This window comes from Vibrio sp. SALL6 (assembly GCF_002002385.1).
Taxonomy (GTDB): domain Bacteria; phylum Pseudomonadota; class Gammaproteobacteria; order Enterobacterales; family Vibrionaceae; genus Vibrio; species Vibrio parahaemolyticus.
In genome coordinates this window covers 139,738-157,189 of record NZ_MQVK01000023.1, presented here as the reverse complement: position 1 = coordinate 157,189, position 17,452 = coordinate 139,738, and the positions used below count along the sequence as shown (strand labels likewise).

12 protein-coding genes are annotated in these 17,452 nt (G+C 45.0%); 8 read left to right on the top strand and 4 right to left on the bottom strand.

Annotation, left to right across the window (positions count from 1 at the left end; all coding sequences use genetic code 11):
- The first annotated feature begins 182 nt into the window (after positions 1-182).
- From BIW15_RS15395 to fabV, 7 genes are all read left to right on the top strand, one after another.
- Positions 183-854, top strand: coding sequence for an ABC transporter ATP-binding protein (locus tag BIW15_RS15395; protein ID WP_005462397.1), 672 nt, complete (start codon positions 183-185; stop codon positions 852-854).
- Positions 835-3,288, top strand: coding sequence for an ABC transporter permease (locus BIW15_RS15390; RefSeq protein ID WP_005462410.1), 2,454 nt, complete (start codon positions 835-837; stop codon positions 3,286-3,288). Before BIW15_RS15395 ends, BIW15_RS15390 begins: the two co-directional genes overlap by 20 nt.
- Positions 3,289-3,326: 38 nt before the next feature.
- Positions 3,327-4,412: a lipocalin-like domain-containing protein gene (locus BIW15_RS15385; RefSeq protein WP_041953782.1), complete on the top strand. Its 1,086-nt coding sequence runs from the start codon at positions 3,327-3,329 to the stop codon at positions 4,410-4,412.
- 330 nt (positions 4,413-4,742) lie between these two features.
- Complete coding sequence (nhaA, locus tag BIW15_RS15380) at positions 4,743-5,894, top strand: Na+/H+ antiporter NhaA (protein ID WP_005462393.1); 1,152 nt, start codon at positions 4,743-4,745, stop codon at positions 5,892-5,894.
- Positions 5,895-6,320: 426 nt separating this feature from the next.
- Positions 6,321-6,947 carry a TetR/AcrR family transcriptional regulator gene (locus BIW15_RS15375; protein ID WP_005462382.1) on the top strand — a complete coding sequence of 209 codons (627 nt, stop codon included), beginning with the start codon at positions 6,321-6,323 and terminating at the stop codon, positions 6,945-6,947.
- Positions 6,948-7,029: 82 nt separating this feature from the next.
- On the top strand, positions 7,030-9,312 hold the full coding sequence (locus BIW15_RS15370; protein WP_015296571.1) for an acyl-CoA dehydrogenase: 2,283 nt from the start codon (positions 7,030-7,032) through the stop codon (positions 9,310-9,312).
- Positions 9,313-9,488: 176 nt separating this feature from the next.
- On the top strand, positions 9,489-10,691 hold the full coding sequence (gene fabV / locus BIW15_RS15365) for an enoyl-ACP reductase FabV (RefSeq protein ID WP_020840437.1): 1,203 nt from the start codon (positions 9,489-9,491) through the stop codon (positions 10,689-10,691).
- Positions 10,692-10,775: 84 nt separating this feature from the next.
- Here the strand turns inward: fabV and BIW15_RS15360 are convergent, their stop codons facing one another.
- Both BIW15_RS15360 and BIW15_RS15355 read right to left on the bottom strand, forming a co-directional pair.
- Positions 10,776-12,458, bottom strand: a complete 1,683-nt coding sequence (locus BIW15_RS15360; RefSeq protein ID WP_005483552.1) for an aspartate:alanine antiporter — start codon at positions 12,456-12,458, stop codon at positions 10,776-10,778.
- Positions 12,459-12,634: 176 nt separating this feature from the next.
- Positions 12,635-12,901 (bottom strand): GrxA family glutaredoxin, encoded by a 267-nt coding sequence (locus tag BIW15_RS15355; RefSeq protein ID WP_005459605.1) that lies wholly within the window; start codon positions 12,899-12,901, stop codon positions 12,635-12,637.
- 357 nt (positions 12,902-13,258) lie between these two features.
- Between BIW15_RS15355 and BIW15_RS15350 the strand changes: the two genes are divergently transcribed.
- Positions 13,259-14,497, top strand: coding sequence for an iron-containing alcohol dehydrogenase (locus BIW15_RS15350; protein WP_179115291.1), 1,239 nt, complete (start codon positions 13,259-13,261; stop codon positions 14,495-14,497).
- A 65-nt stretch (positions 14,498-14,562) separates the two neighbouring features.
- On the opposite strand, the gene BIW15_RS15345 is transcribed toward BIW15_RS15350, so the two are convergent.
- Positions 14,563-15,417, bottom strand: coding sequence for a MurR/RpiR family transcriptional regulator (locus BIW15_RS15345; RefSeq protein ID WP_005483567.1), 855 nt, complete (start codon positions 15,415-15,417; stop codon positions 14,563-14,565).
- Between the two features lie 312 nt (positions 15,418-15,729).
- A complete protein-coding gene (gene panP / locus BIW15_RS15340) occupies positions 15,730-17,376 on the bottom strand; it encodes a pyridoxal-dependent aspartate 1-decarboxylase PanP (RefSeq protein WP_015296574.1) in 1,647 nt (548 codons plus the stop codon).
- Positions 17,377-17,452: the final 76 nt, after the last annotated feature.

Sequence of the window (17,452 nt, the reverse complement as noted above, 5' to 3'; positions counted from 1 at the left end):
TATAGCTAGAAAAATTGCTGCAAAAATCTGCTTATAACGTCAACAAAATCTGTTGTAGAAAGTGAATCGAGTTGCATTTGTACTCTCATAGTGTGATCAAGCATTCAAAATACTTCCTACTAACAGGATTTTAGTGTAGATTCTGATCCCAATTTTTAAACACCATTTGAGCGGCAAAATCAATGTTAAAACTGTCAGACCTATGTAAAGGCTATGTAGACGGGGGAGAGTTTCATCCTGTGCTACAAGGGGCAGAATTAACATTACAGCAAGGTGAGCAAGTCGCTCTGATGGGGGAAAGTGGTTCTGGTAAAAGTACGTTGCTAAACGTCATTGCTGGTTTAGATACCGCCGATTCAGGCGAGGTTCAGTTTCCCAACTTTGCGATGCATGATGCTCCAGAACACTTAAGAACGCTCTACCGCCGCAACAATATTGGTAACATCTTCCAACAATTCAACCTTCTTCCTACTTTGAACATCGCCGATAACATCCGTTTTTGCCGTCAACTAAAAGGGTTACCGGAAGACAAAGGTCTCTGGCGTCAAATTCTTTCGGCTCTGGATCTCATGCCTTTATTAGGACGCTATCCAGAAGAAGTGTCGGGTGGCCAGCAACAACGTGCTGCGATTGCGCGCGCGTTGTACATGGAACCCAAAATTCTGCTTGCCGATGAACCAACGGGAAGTTTGGATGAGCGAAATGCGGAAGCGGTAATGCGTTTGCTGACCAGTCTTGCACGCCAATTGGACTGTACCTTGTTATTAGTGACGCACAGTGAGAAAGTTGCGGCACACATGGAAGGGAAAATTCGTCTTCAAGGAGGGCAACTGCATGTTATGGCCCGTAGTTAAGGCACTACTCGGTCATTACCGTCGTTACCCACTGCAAATTATTCTCGTCTGGTTAGGCTTAACGCTTGGTGTTTCGCTTCTCGTTGGTGTTACTTCTATCAACCAACATGCGAAGCAGAGTTACGAAACAGGTGAGAAGCTTTTCTCAAACCCACTTCCTTACCGAATTCGTACCAAACATTCTGCAAATAAAATTCCTCAAGGATTTTATATTCAGTTGCGCCGCGCTGGTTTCAATCAATGCGCGCCTTTTGACGTCCTTCATCTGGATGCCAAAACGGACATGAACTTGATGCTCGTTGGCATCGATCCTGTCGCAATGATCCCTCTTCAGCACGGCAAGTCACTTAATGAGATGCCTGTTCTCTCCTTGATGAAGCCGCCGTATCCGATCTTGATCAGTCAAGATTTGGCGTCTTACATGAACTGGCAAGACGGCGACTTTATTGAGTTGAATGATGGTAGCCGTCTTGGTCCTGTTCAAGTGGATCAAAACAAGCTCTTATCAGGTACACGTTTAGTTACCGACATTTCTTTATTAAGAATGTTGAAGCGAAGCTCGGGCCTTTCAGCGATTTCATGTGGCGAGATGCCAGAAGAAAAACTGATCGCATTAAAAAACATACTGCCAAATGGCATGACTTTGGTACGAAACACTCGTACTGAGCTTGAATCTTTGACCAAAGCATTCCACATGAACCTAACCGCGATGGGGATGTTGTCGTTTTTGGTTGGACTGTTCATCTTTTATCAAGCGATGTCATTGTCTTTTATTCAGCGTCAGCGATTAGTCGGCATTTTGCGTCAAACCGGTGTGAATGGAACCCAATTGGCGCAAGCGCTATTACTTGAGCTCTCGATACTCGTTTTGGTCGCTTGGGCTTGCGGTAACTTCTTTGGACTCATGTTGGCGAACGAGTTGATCCCTGCAGTATCTTCCAGTTTGAGCGATCTATATGACGCCAACGTTGGCCTTACTATCGGTTGGTCGTGGCAGTCGAGCTTATACAGTTTGATTATGTCGGCAATGGGCGCTCTGATTTCCTGTTTGTGGCCACTGATTCGATTGTTGAAATCGCAACCAATTCGCTTGTCTTCGCGTTTATCGTTAATGCGCTTTGCAGGCAGAGAGTTTTCTTGGCAAGCATTGGCGGCATGTGCTTTCTGTGTAGCCGCGGTCGCGGTTTACCAAGCACCTAAAACGCAAGAGACGGGTTTTGCCATTATCGCATTGATGTTGGTGAGTGTGGCTCTATTCATGCCATTTTTGATGTGGCACATGTTCCAAAGCTTCTCATATACGTTACGCTGGGTTCGTGTGCGTTGGTTCTTTGCTGATGCGGCGGCAAGTATGAGCTATCGTGGTGTCGCAACGATGGCGTTTATGTTGGCACTCGCTGCGAATATTGGTGTTGAGACCATGGTGGGTAGCTTTAGAGACACCACTGACAAATGGTTAAGCCAACGCTTGGCCGCAGATATCTATATTTATCCAACAAACAACTCGGCTGGGCGAATGAGCGCATGGTTACAAGATCAGCCAGAAGTTGAATCGGTTTGGTGGCGCTGGGAAAAAGATGTTCCTACCGAGCATGGTGCTTTGCAAGTAGTCAGCACGGGCCCTTCTGAGGGGGAGCTAGATTCGTTAACGGTCAAGCTCGGTGTTCCAAACTACTGGTATCAGCTGCACCAAACTAAGAGCTTGATGGTTAGTGAATCTATGGCTCTCAAACTGGATATTCGTCCGGGCGATTACATTGATCTGCAAGCGCCACTGGGTGAAGGTTGGCAAGTCGTGGGTGTGTACTACGATTATGGCAACCCATACAACCAAGTGATGATGTCCCATCGAAACTGGCTTTACGCGTTCGCCGGCACGGGCAACGTAGGGTTAGGCGTATTGCTGAAAGACAGCGTGAATGGGGAAGGGTTGAAGAATCGTTTAGAAAATGTCTTCCGATTGCCACAAGACCGCGTATTCGACAACAGCAATATCTACAATCAAGCCATGAGAGTATTTGATCACACGTTCGCCATCGCTGGCACGCTAGGCAACATTACTCTTATCATTGCTGTATTTGGTCTTTTCTTTGCAACCCTAGCAGGAGAACTCTCTCGTCAAAGACACTTCTCGCTGCTGAGATGCATGGGTGTTTCTGGCAAAGAGTTGGTTGCCTTGGGGGGCTTGCAACTGTTCGCCTTTGGTGCCATTTCTGCGATTATTGCAGTACCGTTAGGATTGGCCTTGGCCCACCTAATTGTTGATATCATCATTAAACAATCTTTTGGTTGGTCACTCGAACTGCAAACCATTCCTTGGGAATATGCACAAACTATCGCTTGGGCAATGCTCGCGATTATGATCGCCGGGGCGTTACCCGTAATTCGAATGATTAAGAGTACGCCAATGAAGTCGTTGAGGGATGCGTTGTAGTGGAAAAACAAAACTCTAAAAAGCGCGTTTTTGCTTCGATGCTGATCGTTGTCGTTTTTGCCATGTTGACTGGAGCGACGTTGTATTCAACGTTTTGGCTAGAGCCTACTGCTACCCAAGAAAACGAAATTAATTCGGTACTGACGCGAGAAAATAAAACCATTTTTGAGCCCGTTTTACCGGACGAACATGTCTCATTGCCTTCAGACTTTCGCTTCCATCCTGAATATCAACATGAATGGTGGAACTACTTTGCGAAGCTGCAAGATAAGCAAGGTCGTACTTACAACGTGCAGTGGAGCTATTTTCGCGTCGCCACCGATGAACGAGAAACCAGCGGTTGGCAAAACCCGCAACTGTACATTTCACATGTTGTCGTGAGCCATGGTTCGCATGTGTGGAAAGAACAGCGTGTTGCACGCGGTGGTATTGGTCAAGCTGGCATGACAAACCGACCATTCCGTTTATGGATAGATAACTGGACTTGGCGCTCATTAGGCTCTACACCATTTCCAGGCAACCTCAATGTTACAACGGACACATTCGGACTCGAACTGAATACCATGACAAGCGGGCCGTTTGTGGTAAATGGAGACAAAGGCTTTCAAGTTAAACATGCACTGCAATCTGTGGCGTCGTTTAGCTTTAGCGCACCGTTTCTTAATGTAAAAGGTACATTGAACTTAAATGGCCGCCTCATCCCCGTAACAGGCTCAGCCTGGACGCAAAAAGAATGGGGCAGTGGCTTAATCGGCCAAGGCCAACAAGGTTGGGATTGGTTTGTCTTTAACTTGGATGATGGACGTGCGTTAACGGTTAGCCGTTACCGTCACCACGGTCAGACGCCTCATATTTTCGGTACGCTATCGACCCGTTCGGGAAAAGTGGTCAATCTATCAGAGAAAGAGGTCTCGATTACGCCAATGCAGGTAACAAGCCTGTCGAATGGCAGACGTTTACCGTTGCAATGGATCATCAATGCACCTGAACACAAAATTAATTTGACGACTCGTATCATAAAATCCGATATGTGGTTGCCATTTGTTATCCCTTATTGGGAAGGTCCCATCTTGGCTTCTGGCTCCAACGAGGCGTGGGGCTTTATGCAGCTCACCGGCTACTAAAATCTATCGAAAGCCACTTAGCAAAGTGGCTTTTTTGTGTCTGAAGCACGTTAGTTCTGTCTAAAAAATCACAGACTTACCGTGAAGTGAGACATCATCTTATGCTACTTTAATAACGATCTTGGTTAATAACTGGATAGATAAGAGGAGGCGAGAAGGCTTACTTCGTCTCAATAGTTTGTTGAAAAATACGATGAGTAATGAAGATAACCTCGGAAAAATCGAAGTTTATACTCTGAACAAGCGATTATTCTAAAATTTTCTGCAGCTATACACTCTTATCATTCTTTGTTAATCGTTTATTAAGATAATAAATATAAGGACGAAACCATGAACGATGTCATTCGTGACTTTTTCAAAATGGAATCCGCAGGTGGTATTCTTCTCGTGATTGCAGCGGCAATTGCGATGACCATTGCAAACTCACCACTGGGCGAAACTTATCAATCTCTACTGCATACTTATGTATTTGGTATGTCTGTTTCTCACTGGATCAACGACGGTCTGATGGCTGTGTTCTTCCTACTTATTGGCCTTGAAGTAAAGCGCGAGCTGCTTGAAGGCGCGTTAAAATCGAAAGAAACTGCCATCTTCCCTGCAATTGCTGCGGTCGGTGGTATGTTGGCTCCGGCACTTATTTACGTTGCTTTTAATGCAAATGACCCTGAAGCGATCTCTGGTTGGGCAATTCCTGCGGCGACAGACATTGCATTTGCTCTGGGTATCATGGCATTACTTGGTAAGCGCGTACCAGTGAGCCTAAAAGTATTTTTGTTGGCTCTTGCGATCATTGACGACTTAGGTGTTGTAGTCATCATTGCTCTGTTCTACACCGGTGATCTTTCTTCAATGGCATTGCTTGTCGGCTTCGTCATGACAGGTGTACTGTTCATGCTGAACGCGAAAGAAGTCACCAAGCTAACACCGTACATGATTGTAGGTGCGATTCTGTGGTTTGCTGTACTTAAGTCTGGTGTTCACGCAACATTGGCAGGTGTAGTGATCGGTTTCGCGATCCCGCTGAAAGGAAAGCAGGGCGAACACTCTCCACTGAAACACATGGAGCATGCTCTTCACCCTTATGTCGCATTTGGTATTCTTCCTCTGTTTGCATTTGCGAACGCAGGTATCTCGCTAGAAGGCGTATCGATGTCTGGCCTAACTTCAATGCTGCCTCTAGGTATTGCACTAGGTCTATTGATTGGTAAGCCTCTAGGTATCTTCAGCTTTAGCTGGGCAGCTGTGAAACTGGGCGTTGCGAAGCTACCAGAGGGTATAAACTTCAAGCATATCTTCGCGGTATCAGTGTTGTGTGGTATCGGTTTTACGATGTCGATCTTTATCTCTTCACTGGCGTTCGGTAACGTAAGCCCTGAGTTTGATACATACGCTCGATTAGGTATTTTGATGGGCTCAACTACTGCAGCGGTACTTGGTTACGCTCTACTGCATTTCTCATTACCAAAGAAAGCACAAGACTAACTTCGTATTTAACTGATTTTTAACTCAAAGCCTCCCACTTGGGAGGCTTTTTGTTTTTGAAGAGCGTTAGATTAAGCCTGATCGACAGGCGAAAAAAAGCCCAGCCGAAAAGTTGACTGGGCGGATACAAACATAGGAGTTAATAAGAAAAAAGCAGCAACGTAACAATTAGATTGAAACAAGTTTGACGGCCAGTGAAACTTTAAATGCCCTAGTTGTTACATCTATTCAGACCGAGCTATTTCAGAACAGTTCCATTTTTTTTCAAAAAATTTTGCACTAAATTTATTCGTTTCAAATTCATTCTTTTAAGTGGCTTATCTACTTCGTGGTCCGACCAATGTCTGGAAATGTGATGTTAATCATTTGTTAATCTAAAGTTTCGGGAGTATATTTTCAAACAGTTGTTTAATACGAGTGATTAAAATGGCCCCGAGAAGCACAACAAAAGAAAAAATACTCGATGTCGCAGAAGGACTTTTTGCTGAATATGGTTTCAATGATACGTCGCTAAGAACCATTACAGGCAAAGCAAATGTGAATCTTGCATCGGTGAATTATCACTTTGGTGACAAAAAGACGTTAGTGCGCGCGGTATTAGACCGGTACCTTGAAGCACTGATGCCGAGCATAAAGGCGTCTCTCATTGAGTTGAATACCCGCGAAAGCTACAACATGGACGAAGTGTTTGAATCATTACGTTTACCACTGCGTACACTTAATGATGTTAGACCAAATGGTACAGCACTATTTATGTTGTTGATTGGTCGAGGTTACACCGATGTACAAGGGCATTTGCGTTGGTTTATCAGCACTCGATACTCAGAAGTATTGAATTTGTTTACTTTCTCTATCATGAAAGCAAACCCAGAGTTGACGGAAGAGTTGTTGTTTTGGCGATTACATTTCACGTTGGGAACGTGCGTATTTACGATGGCCTCAAGTCAAGCTTTGACCGAGCTGGCAGAAAGCAAATTTGAAAAAGAAATCGATGTGAAATCTGTCGTCGATTTACTGATTCCTTACTTGTCCGCTGGTATGTCGGCGAAATAGTCGCTCGATAACGACAAGTAAAAAGTGAAACCAATAATAAGGATTAGCCGCAAGCGGTGACGTGAACAAAAGGATCTGAACTATGAGCTCTCTACGAAGAAAATGGATTAGTGACCCAGCATTTAAAGTGTTTAAGAAAGTTCTTCCTCCGCTGTCGAGTACAGAAAAAGAAGCGATGGAAGCCGGTAGTGTATGGTGGGATGCCGAGTTGTTTTCTGGCAAGCCAAACTTTACGACGCTACACCATTACCCAGCGCCGACGTTAACTGCTGAAGAGCAAGCGTTTATGGATAATGAACTTGAAACGCTCTTAGACATGCTAGACGATCAAAAAATCGTGAAAGAAGATCGTGATTTGCCACCGGAGGTGTGGGAATACTTGCGCAAAGAACGTTTCTTCTCACTGATTATCTCGAAAGAGTATGGTGGCCGTGAGTTTTCTGCTTTGGCAAATTCAACGATTGTGTCTCGTATTGCAACGCGCAGTATTAGTGTTGCGGTATCGGTAATGGTTCCTAACTCGTTGGGTCCAGGTGAGCTTCTTTCTCACTACGGCACTCAGGAGCAAAAAGATTACTGGTTACCACGTCTTGCTGATGGTACGGACATTCCTTGTTTTGCTTTGACTGGACCGGAAGCAGGTTCAGATGCGGGCGGCATTCCTGACCAGGGTGTGGTGTGTTACGGCATGCACGATGGCGAAGAGGTGCTTGGTGTTCGAGTTAGCTGGAACAAGCGTTACATCACACTTGCACCTGTTGCGACTGTTCTTGGTCTAGCTTTCAAGCTGCAGGACCCAGACGGTTTACTCGGCGATAAGAAAGACGTAGGCATTACTTGTGCGCTCATTCCGGCTGACCATGACGGCGTTGAAATTGGTGAGCGTCACGATCCACTTGGTTCTGCTTTCATGAATGGTCCGACTCGTGGTGAAGATGTTTTCATTCCAATGGATTGGCTCATCGGTGGCTCAGATTACGCGGGCAAAGGCTGGCGTATGTTGGTTGAGTGTTTGTCTGCTGGCCGCGGTATTTCACTGCCAGCACTTGGTACTGCAATCGGCCACCTGACAACCAGAACCACTGGCGCTTATGCATACGTACGTAAGCAGTTTGGTATGTCTATCGGTAAGTTCGAAGGGGTAGCAGAAGCGATGGGTCGTATTGGCGGTCTGACTTATCTTTTGGAAGCAACGCGTACGTTGACGACTACCTCTCTCGATATGAAAGAGAAACCTGGCATTGTTACGGCTATTGCCAAATACCACATGACTGAAATTGCACGTACGATTTTGAACGACTCGTTCGATATTCACGCAGGTCGTGCGATTCAAGATGGTCCAATGAACTATCTTGCAAAACACTACTTGGGTATTCCTGTTGCGATTACAGTTGAAGGTGCAAATATCCTAACGCGTAACTTGATGATCTTTGGTCAAGGTGCGACCCGTTGTCATCCATATGTGCTTAAAGAGATGGAAGCGGCGGCGAATCCAGACTCAGAGCAGGGGGCGAAAGAGTTTGATTCTCTATTGTTCAAACATATTGGTCATGCGATGGGGAATACGTTTGGTGCGCTAGGTGCAGCACTAACAGGCTCGCGCTTTGTGAAAGCGAATATGAGCGGTCCAACTCAACGCTACTACAAAGACATCACCCGCCTGAGCCGAGCGTTAGCGGTAAGCGCCGATTTTGCCATGTTGACGTTAGGTGGTGACTTGAAGCGTAAAGAGATGATTTCTGCACGTTTGGGTGATGGTTTGAGCTACCTGTACATGGCATCCGCGACGTTGAAAAAATACGAAGATGAAGGGCGTCAGCAAGGCGACTTAAACTTCGTGCATTACGCTGTCCAATACTGTTTGTACAACGCAGCTAAATCGCTGAACGAAGCGTACGCAAACTTCCCAGTGAAATATGTTGGTGGCGTGTTGAAAGGCTTGTTATTCCCACTAGGGAATCACTTCGACAAACCAAGTGATGAGTTAAGTGTCAGCATTGCTGAAGCCATGATGACCCCAGGCGTGCAGCGTGACCGTTTAACCCACTTGTGTTACATCGGTAAATCCGAAAATGATAGCGTAGGTTTGATGGAAAATGCCTTCCTAGCCATGTACGACGTCAAACCATTGGAGCGTAAGCTAATGAAAGCAGCGAAAGATGGCAAAGTGGCTCGTAAAGGTCTTCTTCAAGATCGCTTACAGCAAGCACTTGACGCTGGTGTGTTGACAGAGCAAGAGGTTGAAAAGATCACTGCTGCTGACCAACTTCGTTACAAAGCTATTCAAGTAGACCACTTCAGTCATGATTTCTCTGAAGTTCGTACTGATAGCCCGAAAAAATCACACTTGAATCCAGCAGCCTAATGAGTGAACCTCGGTAATGAAAAGCACCTCCTAGAGGTGCTTTTTTGTGTCTTTTACTCATGACAAGGAGAGATAGTGCTCCAACCACTTGCATTTTCGAAGCATTTTTACAGAAATTAGATGCGAACTTCGAGCGAAACTTTTATCCTAACAAGGTTTTTTAAAGGAAGTTGAATATGATCATCAAACCTAGAATTCGTGGATTTATCTGTACTACAACGCACCCAGTTGGTTGTGAAGCTAACGTAAAAGAACAAATTGCTTACACAAAAGCGCAAGGCCCAATCAAAAACGCGCCTAAACGCGTTCTTGTCGTTGGTGCTTCAAGTGGCTACGGTCTATCTTCTCGTATCGCTGCGGCATTTGGTGGCGGCGCATCAACTATCGGTGTGTTCTTCGAAAAAGAAGGCACAGAGAAGAAACCTGGTACGGCAGGCTTCTACAATGCGGCCGCTTTTGAAAAGCTTGCTCGTGAAGAAGGCCTATACGCTAAAAGCCTAAACGGCGATGCTTTCTCAAATGAAGCGAAACAGAAAACCATTGATCTGATCAAAGAAGACCTAGGTCAGGTTGATATGGTGGTTTACTCACTGGCTTCACCAGTGCGTAAAATGCCAGAAACAGGTGAGCTTATTCGTTCAGCTCTTAAACCTATCGGTGAGACTTACACATCGACAGCGGTTGATACCAACAAAGACGTAATCATTGAAGCAAGCGTTGAGCCTGCGACAGAAGAAGAAATCAAAGACACAGTAACCGTAATGGGCGGTGAAGACTGGGAACTTTGGATCAATGCACTTTCTGACGCTGGTGTATTAGCGGAAGGTTGTAAGACAGTCGCTTACAGCTACATCGGTACTGAACTAACGTGGCCAATCTACTGGGATGGCGCGCTAGGTAAAGCTAAAATGGACCTAGATCGTGCGGCAAAAGCGCTAAACGAGAAACTAGGTGCAACTGGCGGCAGCGCAAACGTTGCTGTACTTAAGTCAGTTGTTACTCAAGCAAGCTCTGCAATTCCGGTTATGCCTCTTTACATCGCAATGGTATTCAAGAAGATGCGTGAAGAAGGTGTACACGAAGGTTGTATGGAGCAAATCTACCGCATGTTCAGCCAACGTCTTTACAAAGAAGATGGCAGCGCAGCAGAAGTGGATGATATGAATCGTCTACGTCTGGATGACTGGGAACTGCGTGAAGATATCCAACAACACTGTCGTGAGCTATGGCCACAAATTACAACTGAAAACCTAAAAGAGCTAACTGACTACGTTGAGTACAAAGAAGAGTTCTTGAAGCTATTCGGTTTTGGTGTCGAAGGTGTTGACTACGACGCTGACGTAAATCCAGCAGTAGAGACAGACTTCATTCAAATCTAATTGATTGGATAGATATGCAAAAGGCGCTCATTGAGCGCCTTTTTTGTACTTGATGATTGAGCCGTTTCATCAAACTCAAACCGGTTAACTCAAAATTATCAAAATCGTACCAGCTAGCGTCATTAGGATGTTGGCTATCGCATAAGTACCCGCATAACCAAGAGCTGGAATCGTCGACTTCGCGTATTCGTTTACAACATCCATCGCCGGTGCACAAGTACGTGCGCCAATGATCGCCCCGAATAGCAATGCGCGGTTCATCTTCAAAATGTATGCACCAACAAGGTAAGCAATCACAACAGGCACGACACTAACAATAAACGCAAGGCCGATCACCTGTGGGCCAACTTGAGTCAAGTGCTCGAACATCTTGCCACCAGCACTCAAACCGATACCGACCATAAAGAACATTAAACCAAGGTCTTTGACCATGTTTAACGCGCCTTGCGGTACGTAGCCGAAAGTAGGGTGGTTGGCTCTAAGGAAGCCTAGTGTAATACCTGACAGCAAAAGGCCTACCGCGTTACCTAAGCTAAACGACACTTGACCAAATGTCATGGTCACTAGGCCAAACATAATGCCAAGAATAAAGAAGCTACAGAACGCCAATAAGTCGGCCATTTGGCTGTGAATCGAGATGAAACCGATTTTCTCAGCAAGGCCATGTACACGACTCTTCTCACCACTCACCTGAAGTACATCACCTTTGGCAAGAACAATGTCTAAATCCATTGGCATTTCGATTTGCGCACGAACTACGCGGTTAAGGAAACAACCGAACTCAGACAGGTTCAAATCAGATAGACGTTTGCCGGCAATCGCGTCGCTCTTAACGACAATCTCTTCTTCCACAATACGCAGATCGAGAAGGTTACGGTCGAACACTTCTTTACCGTTGCGGAAGCTTGGGTCCAAACGAGCGTGGCTGTCAGGGAAGCCTACCAGTGCTATTTCATCGCCTTCTTGCAAAATCGCATCACCATCAGGGTGGGCGAGAATACCATTACGGCGAATACGCTCAATGTAACAACCCGTTTGGCGATAAATACCAAGTTCACGTAAGTTTTTGCCGTCTGTCCAATCGATAAGCTCCGGGCCAACTCGATATGCGCGAATAATAGGTAGATAAACTTTGCGCTGGCTTGAGTTACCAAGGCCACGCTCTTGAGCGATTTGTTGAGCAGAGTCTGAAAGGTTCTGCTTTTGTAACTTTGGTAGCAACTTAGCGAACATGATCATGCTGATCAAACCAATCAGATAAGCCATCGCGTAACCTACGGATAGATTTTCTAATACCAAAGAAAAATCCATATTGCGCGGTATTGTCGCAAGACCAGAGTTCAAAGCATCTTGAGCACCAACTAGAACAGGTGTCGCTGTCAATGCACCGGCCATCATACCGGCAGAAAGACCGAAATCGAGGCCAAAGTAGTGGCTTAAACCGTAAGTTAAGCTCACTGCAGCGACAAGCACGGTCATACTGAGGATGAAGTAGTGTTTACCATCCCTAAAGAAGATGCCAAAAAAGTTAGGTCCAGCTTCTATGCCAACGCAATAGATAAAGAGCATAAAGCCGATGGTTAGCGCTTCTGCGTTGAAGGAAAAGCCTAAATGACCCATGATCAGAGAGGTAATTAGAACACCTATAGAGTTACCTAACTGTAGGTTTCCAAAGCGAATTTTTCCGATGGCAAGGCCAATGGCTAATACGACGAAGATTAGAAGAATGGGGTTTTGATCGAGAAGTTGTACGACGTCTATGTTCACTGTGTGGCTCGGTAAAGTGTGTGCCAAAAAAGGTTTAGAACTGCGAATTGTAACTAAATATAGCAAAAAGATAAGTGAATTTTTTTAGGTTTTGCTATTAGTTGACTTAGGGAAGTAACAAGCTGAAAAATAATAAAAAAGCCGCATTATGCGGCTTTTAAAAAATCTAATGCTTATTACTCGTCGAATAGACCTAGGTGCTCTTTCGCGTAAGCTTCGAAATCGTCACAACCACCGATGTGTTCTTGGTCGATGAAGATTTGAGGAACAGTTTCAACTGGTTTGCCAACTGTCTTCTCAAGGTCTGCTTTAGAAATGCCTTCAGCTTGGATATCAACGTAACGGTAGTTAAAGTCATCACGTTTAGCTTTTAGTGTTTCTGCGTGTTCTTTAGCGCGAACACAGTAAGGACATGCAGGACGACCAAAAATAACAACGAACATATTCTTATTTCTCCTAAATCTATTCTTTTTTGAAAGCGTACAAACATAGAGGCTTGGTGCGCTCTCTTTTGTTGAAGTAACTATGCCTTATCCAGATACGGAAATAAAGCAGCAATTACCTCTTGTATCTATAGGCGAAATCTATCGGATAAAAACTAAACGAGCTTTAAACCAAAAGACGTAAATAACCGCTTACTCGGACAAAAATAAACCTTAAAAATGACATGGTAACTATGTGAAGTGACGCATAAAAACATACTTTTTGAAGGGTTATTGATGGCAAGGTGGATTGGGTCAACTTTTTTTAACGCAAACCATAGCAATCTATTAAAAGTTGTCGTTTTGGGGAGGAAGTGTATGTTTCAGTTTATGACTGCAACACGGATTATTTTCGGTGAAGGAGCGCTCCAATCTTCACTATCAGTTATCAGTCAATTTGGGTATAGCGTCTTGCTCGTGACGGGAAAAGAGACTCAGCGCGCCACACCCATCATCAATTATCTCAAAGCTCAAAATATGCGTTATCAGCACGTCGCCATCAATGGGGAGCCCAACATTACGATGGTGGAAGAGACGGCGGTGCTCGGGCGAAAATTTCAACCTGATATGGTCATCGCGATCGGCGGTGGTAGCGTCATCGACATGGGCAAGGCATTGGCCGCAATCATTCCCAATCAGGGTAATGTCTACGATTATGTGGAAGTAGTTGGAAGAAACGTTCCTCTCAAAGCGAAACCGATTCACTTCATCGCGATTCCCACGACTGCGAGTACCGGCTCAGAAGTGACTAGAAATGCCGTTCTGAAGTCAGGGCAGGACAAAGTAAAAGTAAGTTTAAGAAGTCCGGACATGTTGGCTGACGTTGCGATTGTCGACCCAACATTGACTTATGGGACAGATCAATACACATCTGGACGAGGCGCTATGGATGCATTTACGCATCTGATGGAAGCTTATGTGTGCGGCGAGCCGAATCCTCTCACTGATATGGTATGCGAAGAAGGGCTTCGTCGATTGAGTCGATCAGTGATTGCAGGCTGCAAGCAGGATAATCATAAGGCTCGTTCGGATTTATCTTTTGCGGCTTTGCTTGGAGGGATGGCGATCACTAACGCTAAATTGGGCGCTGCTCATGGGTTAGCCTCTGCTCTTGGTGGGAAACTTGATGCTCCGCACAGTGTGATAACTGCACGTTTAGCACCTCATGTGATGCAAGAAAACATCAATGCAGCAAAGCAAGCGGGCAGGAATGATGTGATCAATCGTTATCGAAAACTGGCTCGACTTGTCACGGACAGAGCGAATGCGAATGAACATGACGGCGTGCTTTGGGTCACGATGGTGTTAGATAAGCTAGAATTGCCATTGCTTGGTAAGTTTGGTGTTTGCCAAACTTCGTTTGAACAGGTAGCAAACGATGCGCTTAAGTCTGTTGCGATTAAAGGTAACCCTTTACCTCTTAATCAGGAGCGTTTGGTGTTCATACTAAAACAAGTGTGCGATTGCAGTGGAGATTGTGCTGCAGAAAGCACGCCGCACATGAGTTCAGTAGAGGTATTGGAATCGAGAAGCGATTTATCAAGTGTGAATGAGTAAATACAAGTAAAGTCGTTGCGAGAAGAAATAAAAAGGGGAGCCAATTGGCTCCCCTTAATCAATGCTTAGTACTGACTTAGCTTGTCATAACGACTGTCTTTTAAGGCATCTTTCACGCGTTTTAGGTTTTCGCGGAAACCTGTACCACGGCGAAGTGTAAAGCCTGTGGCTAATACGTCGATAACGGTCATTTGAACGACACGGCTTGCCATTGGCATGTATACGTCCGTATCTTCAGGAATATCTAAAGTGATAGCCAGTGAACTTGCTTTCTCTAATGGAGAATCTTTCGCAGTGATAGCGATGACAGTTGCACCGTTCTCACGAGCCAGATTCGCAATTTCAACTTGGCTTTTCGTGCGACCAGTATGAGAAATGAGAACAATCACGTCGTTGTCGCTGCAGTTAATACAGCTCATGCGTTGCATGACAATATCTTCAAAACAAGTAATTGGGATATTAAAACGGATGAACTTGTTTTGAGCATCGCGAGCAACAGATGAAGACGCACCAAGACCAAAGAAAGAAATACGTTTTGCTTGAGTCAGCAAGTCAACCGCACGGTTTACTTGCATCGGGTCTAGGCTATTTTTAGCAACATCCAAACACGCCATTGTCGATTCGAAAATCTTATGCGTGTATGCATCTGGGCCATCATCTTCTTCCACATTACGGTTTACATATGGCGTACCGTTAGCAAGGCTCTGAGCTAAGTGAAGTTTAAAATCCGGGAAACCTTTGGTATCCAGGCGGCGACAGAAGCGGTTTACAGTGGGCTCACTCACGTCAGCCATTTTTGCTAACGTTGCAATGCTAGAATGAATCGCAGTTTGTGGAGACGCCATAATTACTTCTGCAACTTTGCGCTCTGACTTACTGAAATTCTCCAGATTTTTTTGAATTTTTTCTAATGTATTCATAGTGTTCACGAGGGTATAGAGAACAACTCGCTGGCTCTGTTAACGGGTGGAAACACATCGGTTTCTAAGTTAGAGAGGGGCGTTAACGAAAACTACCAGCGCCATAGTTTCAGTATAAACCTGATCTTCAATCTGGCTAAACCAAATACGGTTACTATTTAGTGAGAATTTGACAGGCCTCAAACAAAATGTTGTAAAAACTACAGAATTGAATGTGGAATCGTAGTTTTGTTGCGCCAGTCGCACGAGAATGATGTTTGAGTTACATCAAAAAGAAATAAATTTTCAAGTTGATGTAACTCATTCTTAAGCTTACGCGCCTAAAATATCTGAGGCCATTTCTTCGATTTTTGCTGTCAAACTTGGTGCTTGTTTGGCGATTTCGCGTTGTTCGTCCAGTACTGAGCTCAAGATATCTCTGGTCGTCAATGGGTTGGCTAGTACCACTCGGAATACGATGGTGTTCATTCTTTGCCATTGGTCAGGGTTCAGTCTTGTACGAGAAACAAACGATTTGCCCGTTTCACGTTGACGCTTCTGGATAAACTGCGTGAGCTGGTTGATGAGCTCGTTTAGTTTTTCCTTTTGAGTACCTTCCGCTTTATCTAGCGCTTCACGAATCAATGGCGGTAGATAGCGGTAGGTCAGTAGACAAAGCTCCGGTTCAGAAACGAGTTCGAAGTCATCTTGCTGTTTGATGAGATCGGCAAAGTAGCGCGCTTTCTCGATACTTTGGTCGATCAATAGTTCGTAGCCTGGGCGACTAATAATGTGCATCGCCGCATACACTAACATGGCCATGCCTGAGCGAGAGCCTTCTAGTGTATGACTACCTAAATCTTTTGAACCTTTACGTAAGATATATTGCGCATGGTGTTCAATGGATTTCATCGCGTCTGGGTCTTTGAACAACACCATGCCTGCACCCATAGGGATGTACAGTTGTTTGTGCGCGTCGATAGTCACTGAGTCAGCCAGTTCAACACCTTCGAGAAGGTGACGGTAATGATTAGACATCAACGTTGCACCACCCCAAGCGGCATCTACATGGAAGTGACAATTGTGCTCTTGGCACACTTGAGCGATCTGCGACAGAGGATCGACGTTCCCCGTTTCTGTCGTGCCAGCGACACCGATAACCGCAATTGGTTTGATGTTTTGTTCTTTAAGCTCGGCAATTTTTGCTTTTAGGTCGTCAACAACAATACGGTTGTTTGCATCGGTTTTCACCGCGACTAAACCCTCTTGACCTAAGCCAAGTACGTCTGCTGCTTTTTTAAGTGAATAGTGACCACGTTCTGAAACCAGAACTGCAAGGCCTTCGTAGCCATAGTGCTTCATGGCTTTGAATAGACCTTCTTTTTCTACCCCTTTGAAATCACCGTCTGCTTTCAACGCTTTATTGCGTGCAACCCAAAGTGCCGTAATGTTCGCGATTGTGCCACCAGAGCAAAACGCACCAAGTGAATGGTTCGCGCTGTGCATCCATTTACGATAAAACTTGTCGTTTTGACCGTAAATTAAGCGGTGTAACATCCCTAAAACTTGACGTTCAAGAGGTGTGAATGCTTTTGATGTTTCGATCTTAACCAAGTTTTGGTTTAGCGCGATCATGATCTTGGATAAAGGCATCAAGAAGTAGGGTAGCGCCGAGGTCATGTGACCGATAAAACTTGGGGCTGAAGTGTGAACCGAGTGCGACACTAACGTGTCTAGCAGGTGCTCGGTGTGGTCTGACACGAATTCAGGTTGCTCAGGAATCTGAGCAGAAGAAAAGTCTTTTTCGATTTCACGTAAAGGCTTTTCTTCTGCCACGATGTGTTCACGAAGAAATTGGTTTAAGTTTCGGGAGAGACTTTCGTCAATTTTTGTCAACGTAGAATCAGGACCTTCAGGTACGGTGAAGATCTTTAGCAAGCTCTCAAAGCTAACGTCAGCGGTTTTTTGTTCCTTAACCATGGCAAAGAATCATTTGTAGTTATTTTGGTAATGCGAGCGGCACAATCTAAACTAAAACGGGCGCAAAGTCCCGTTT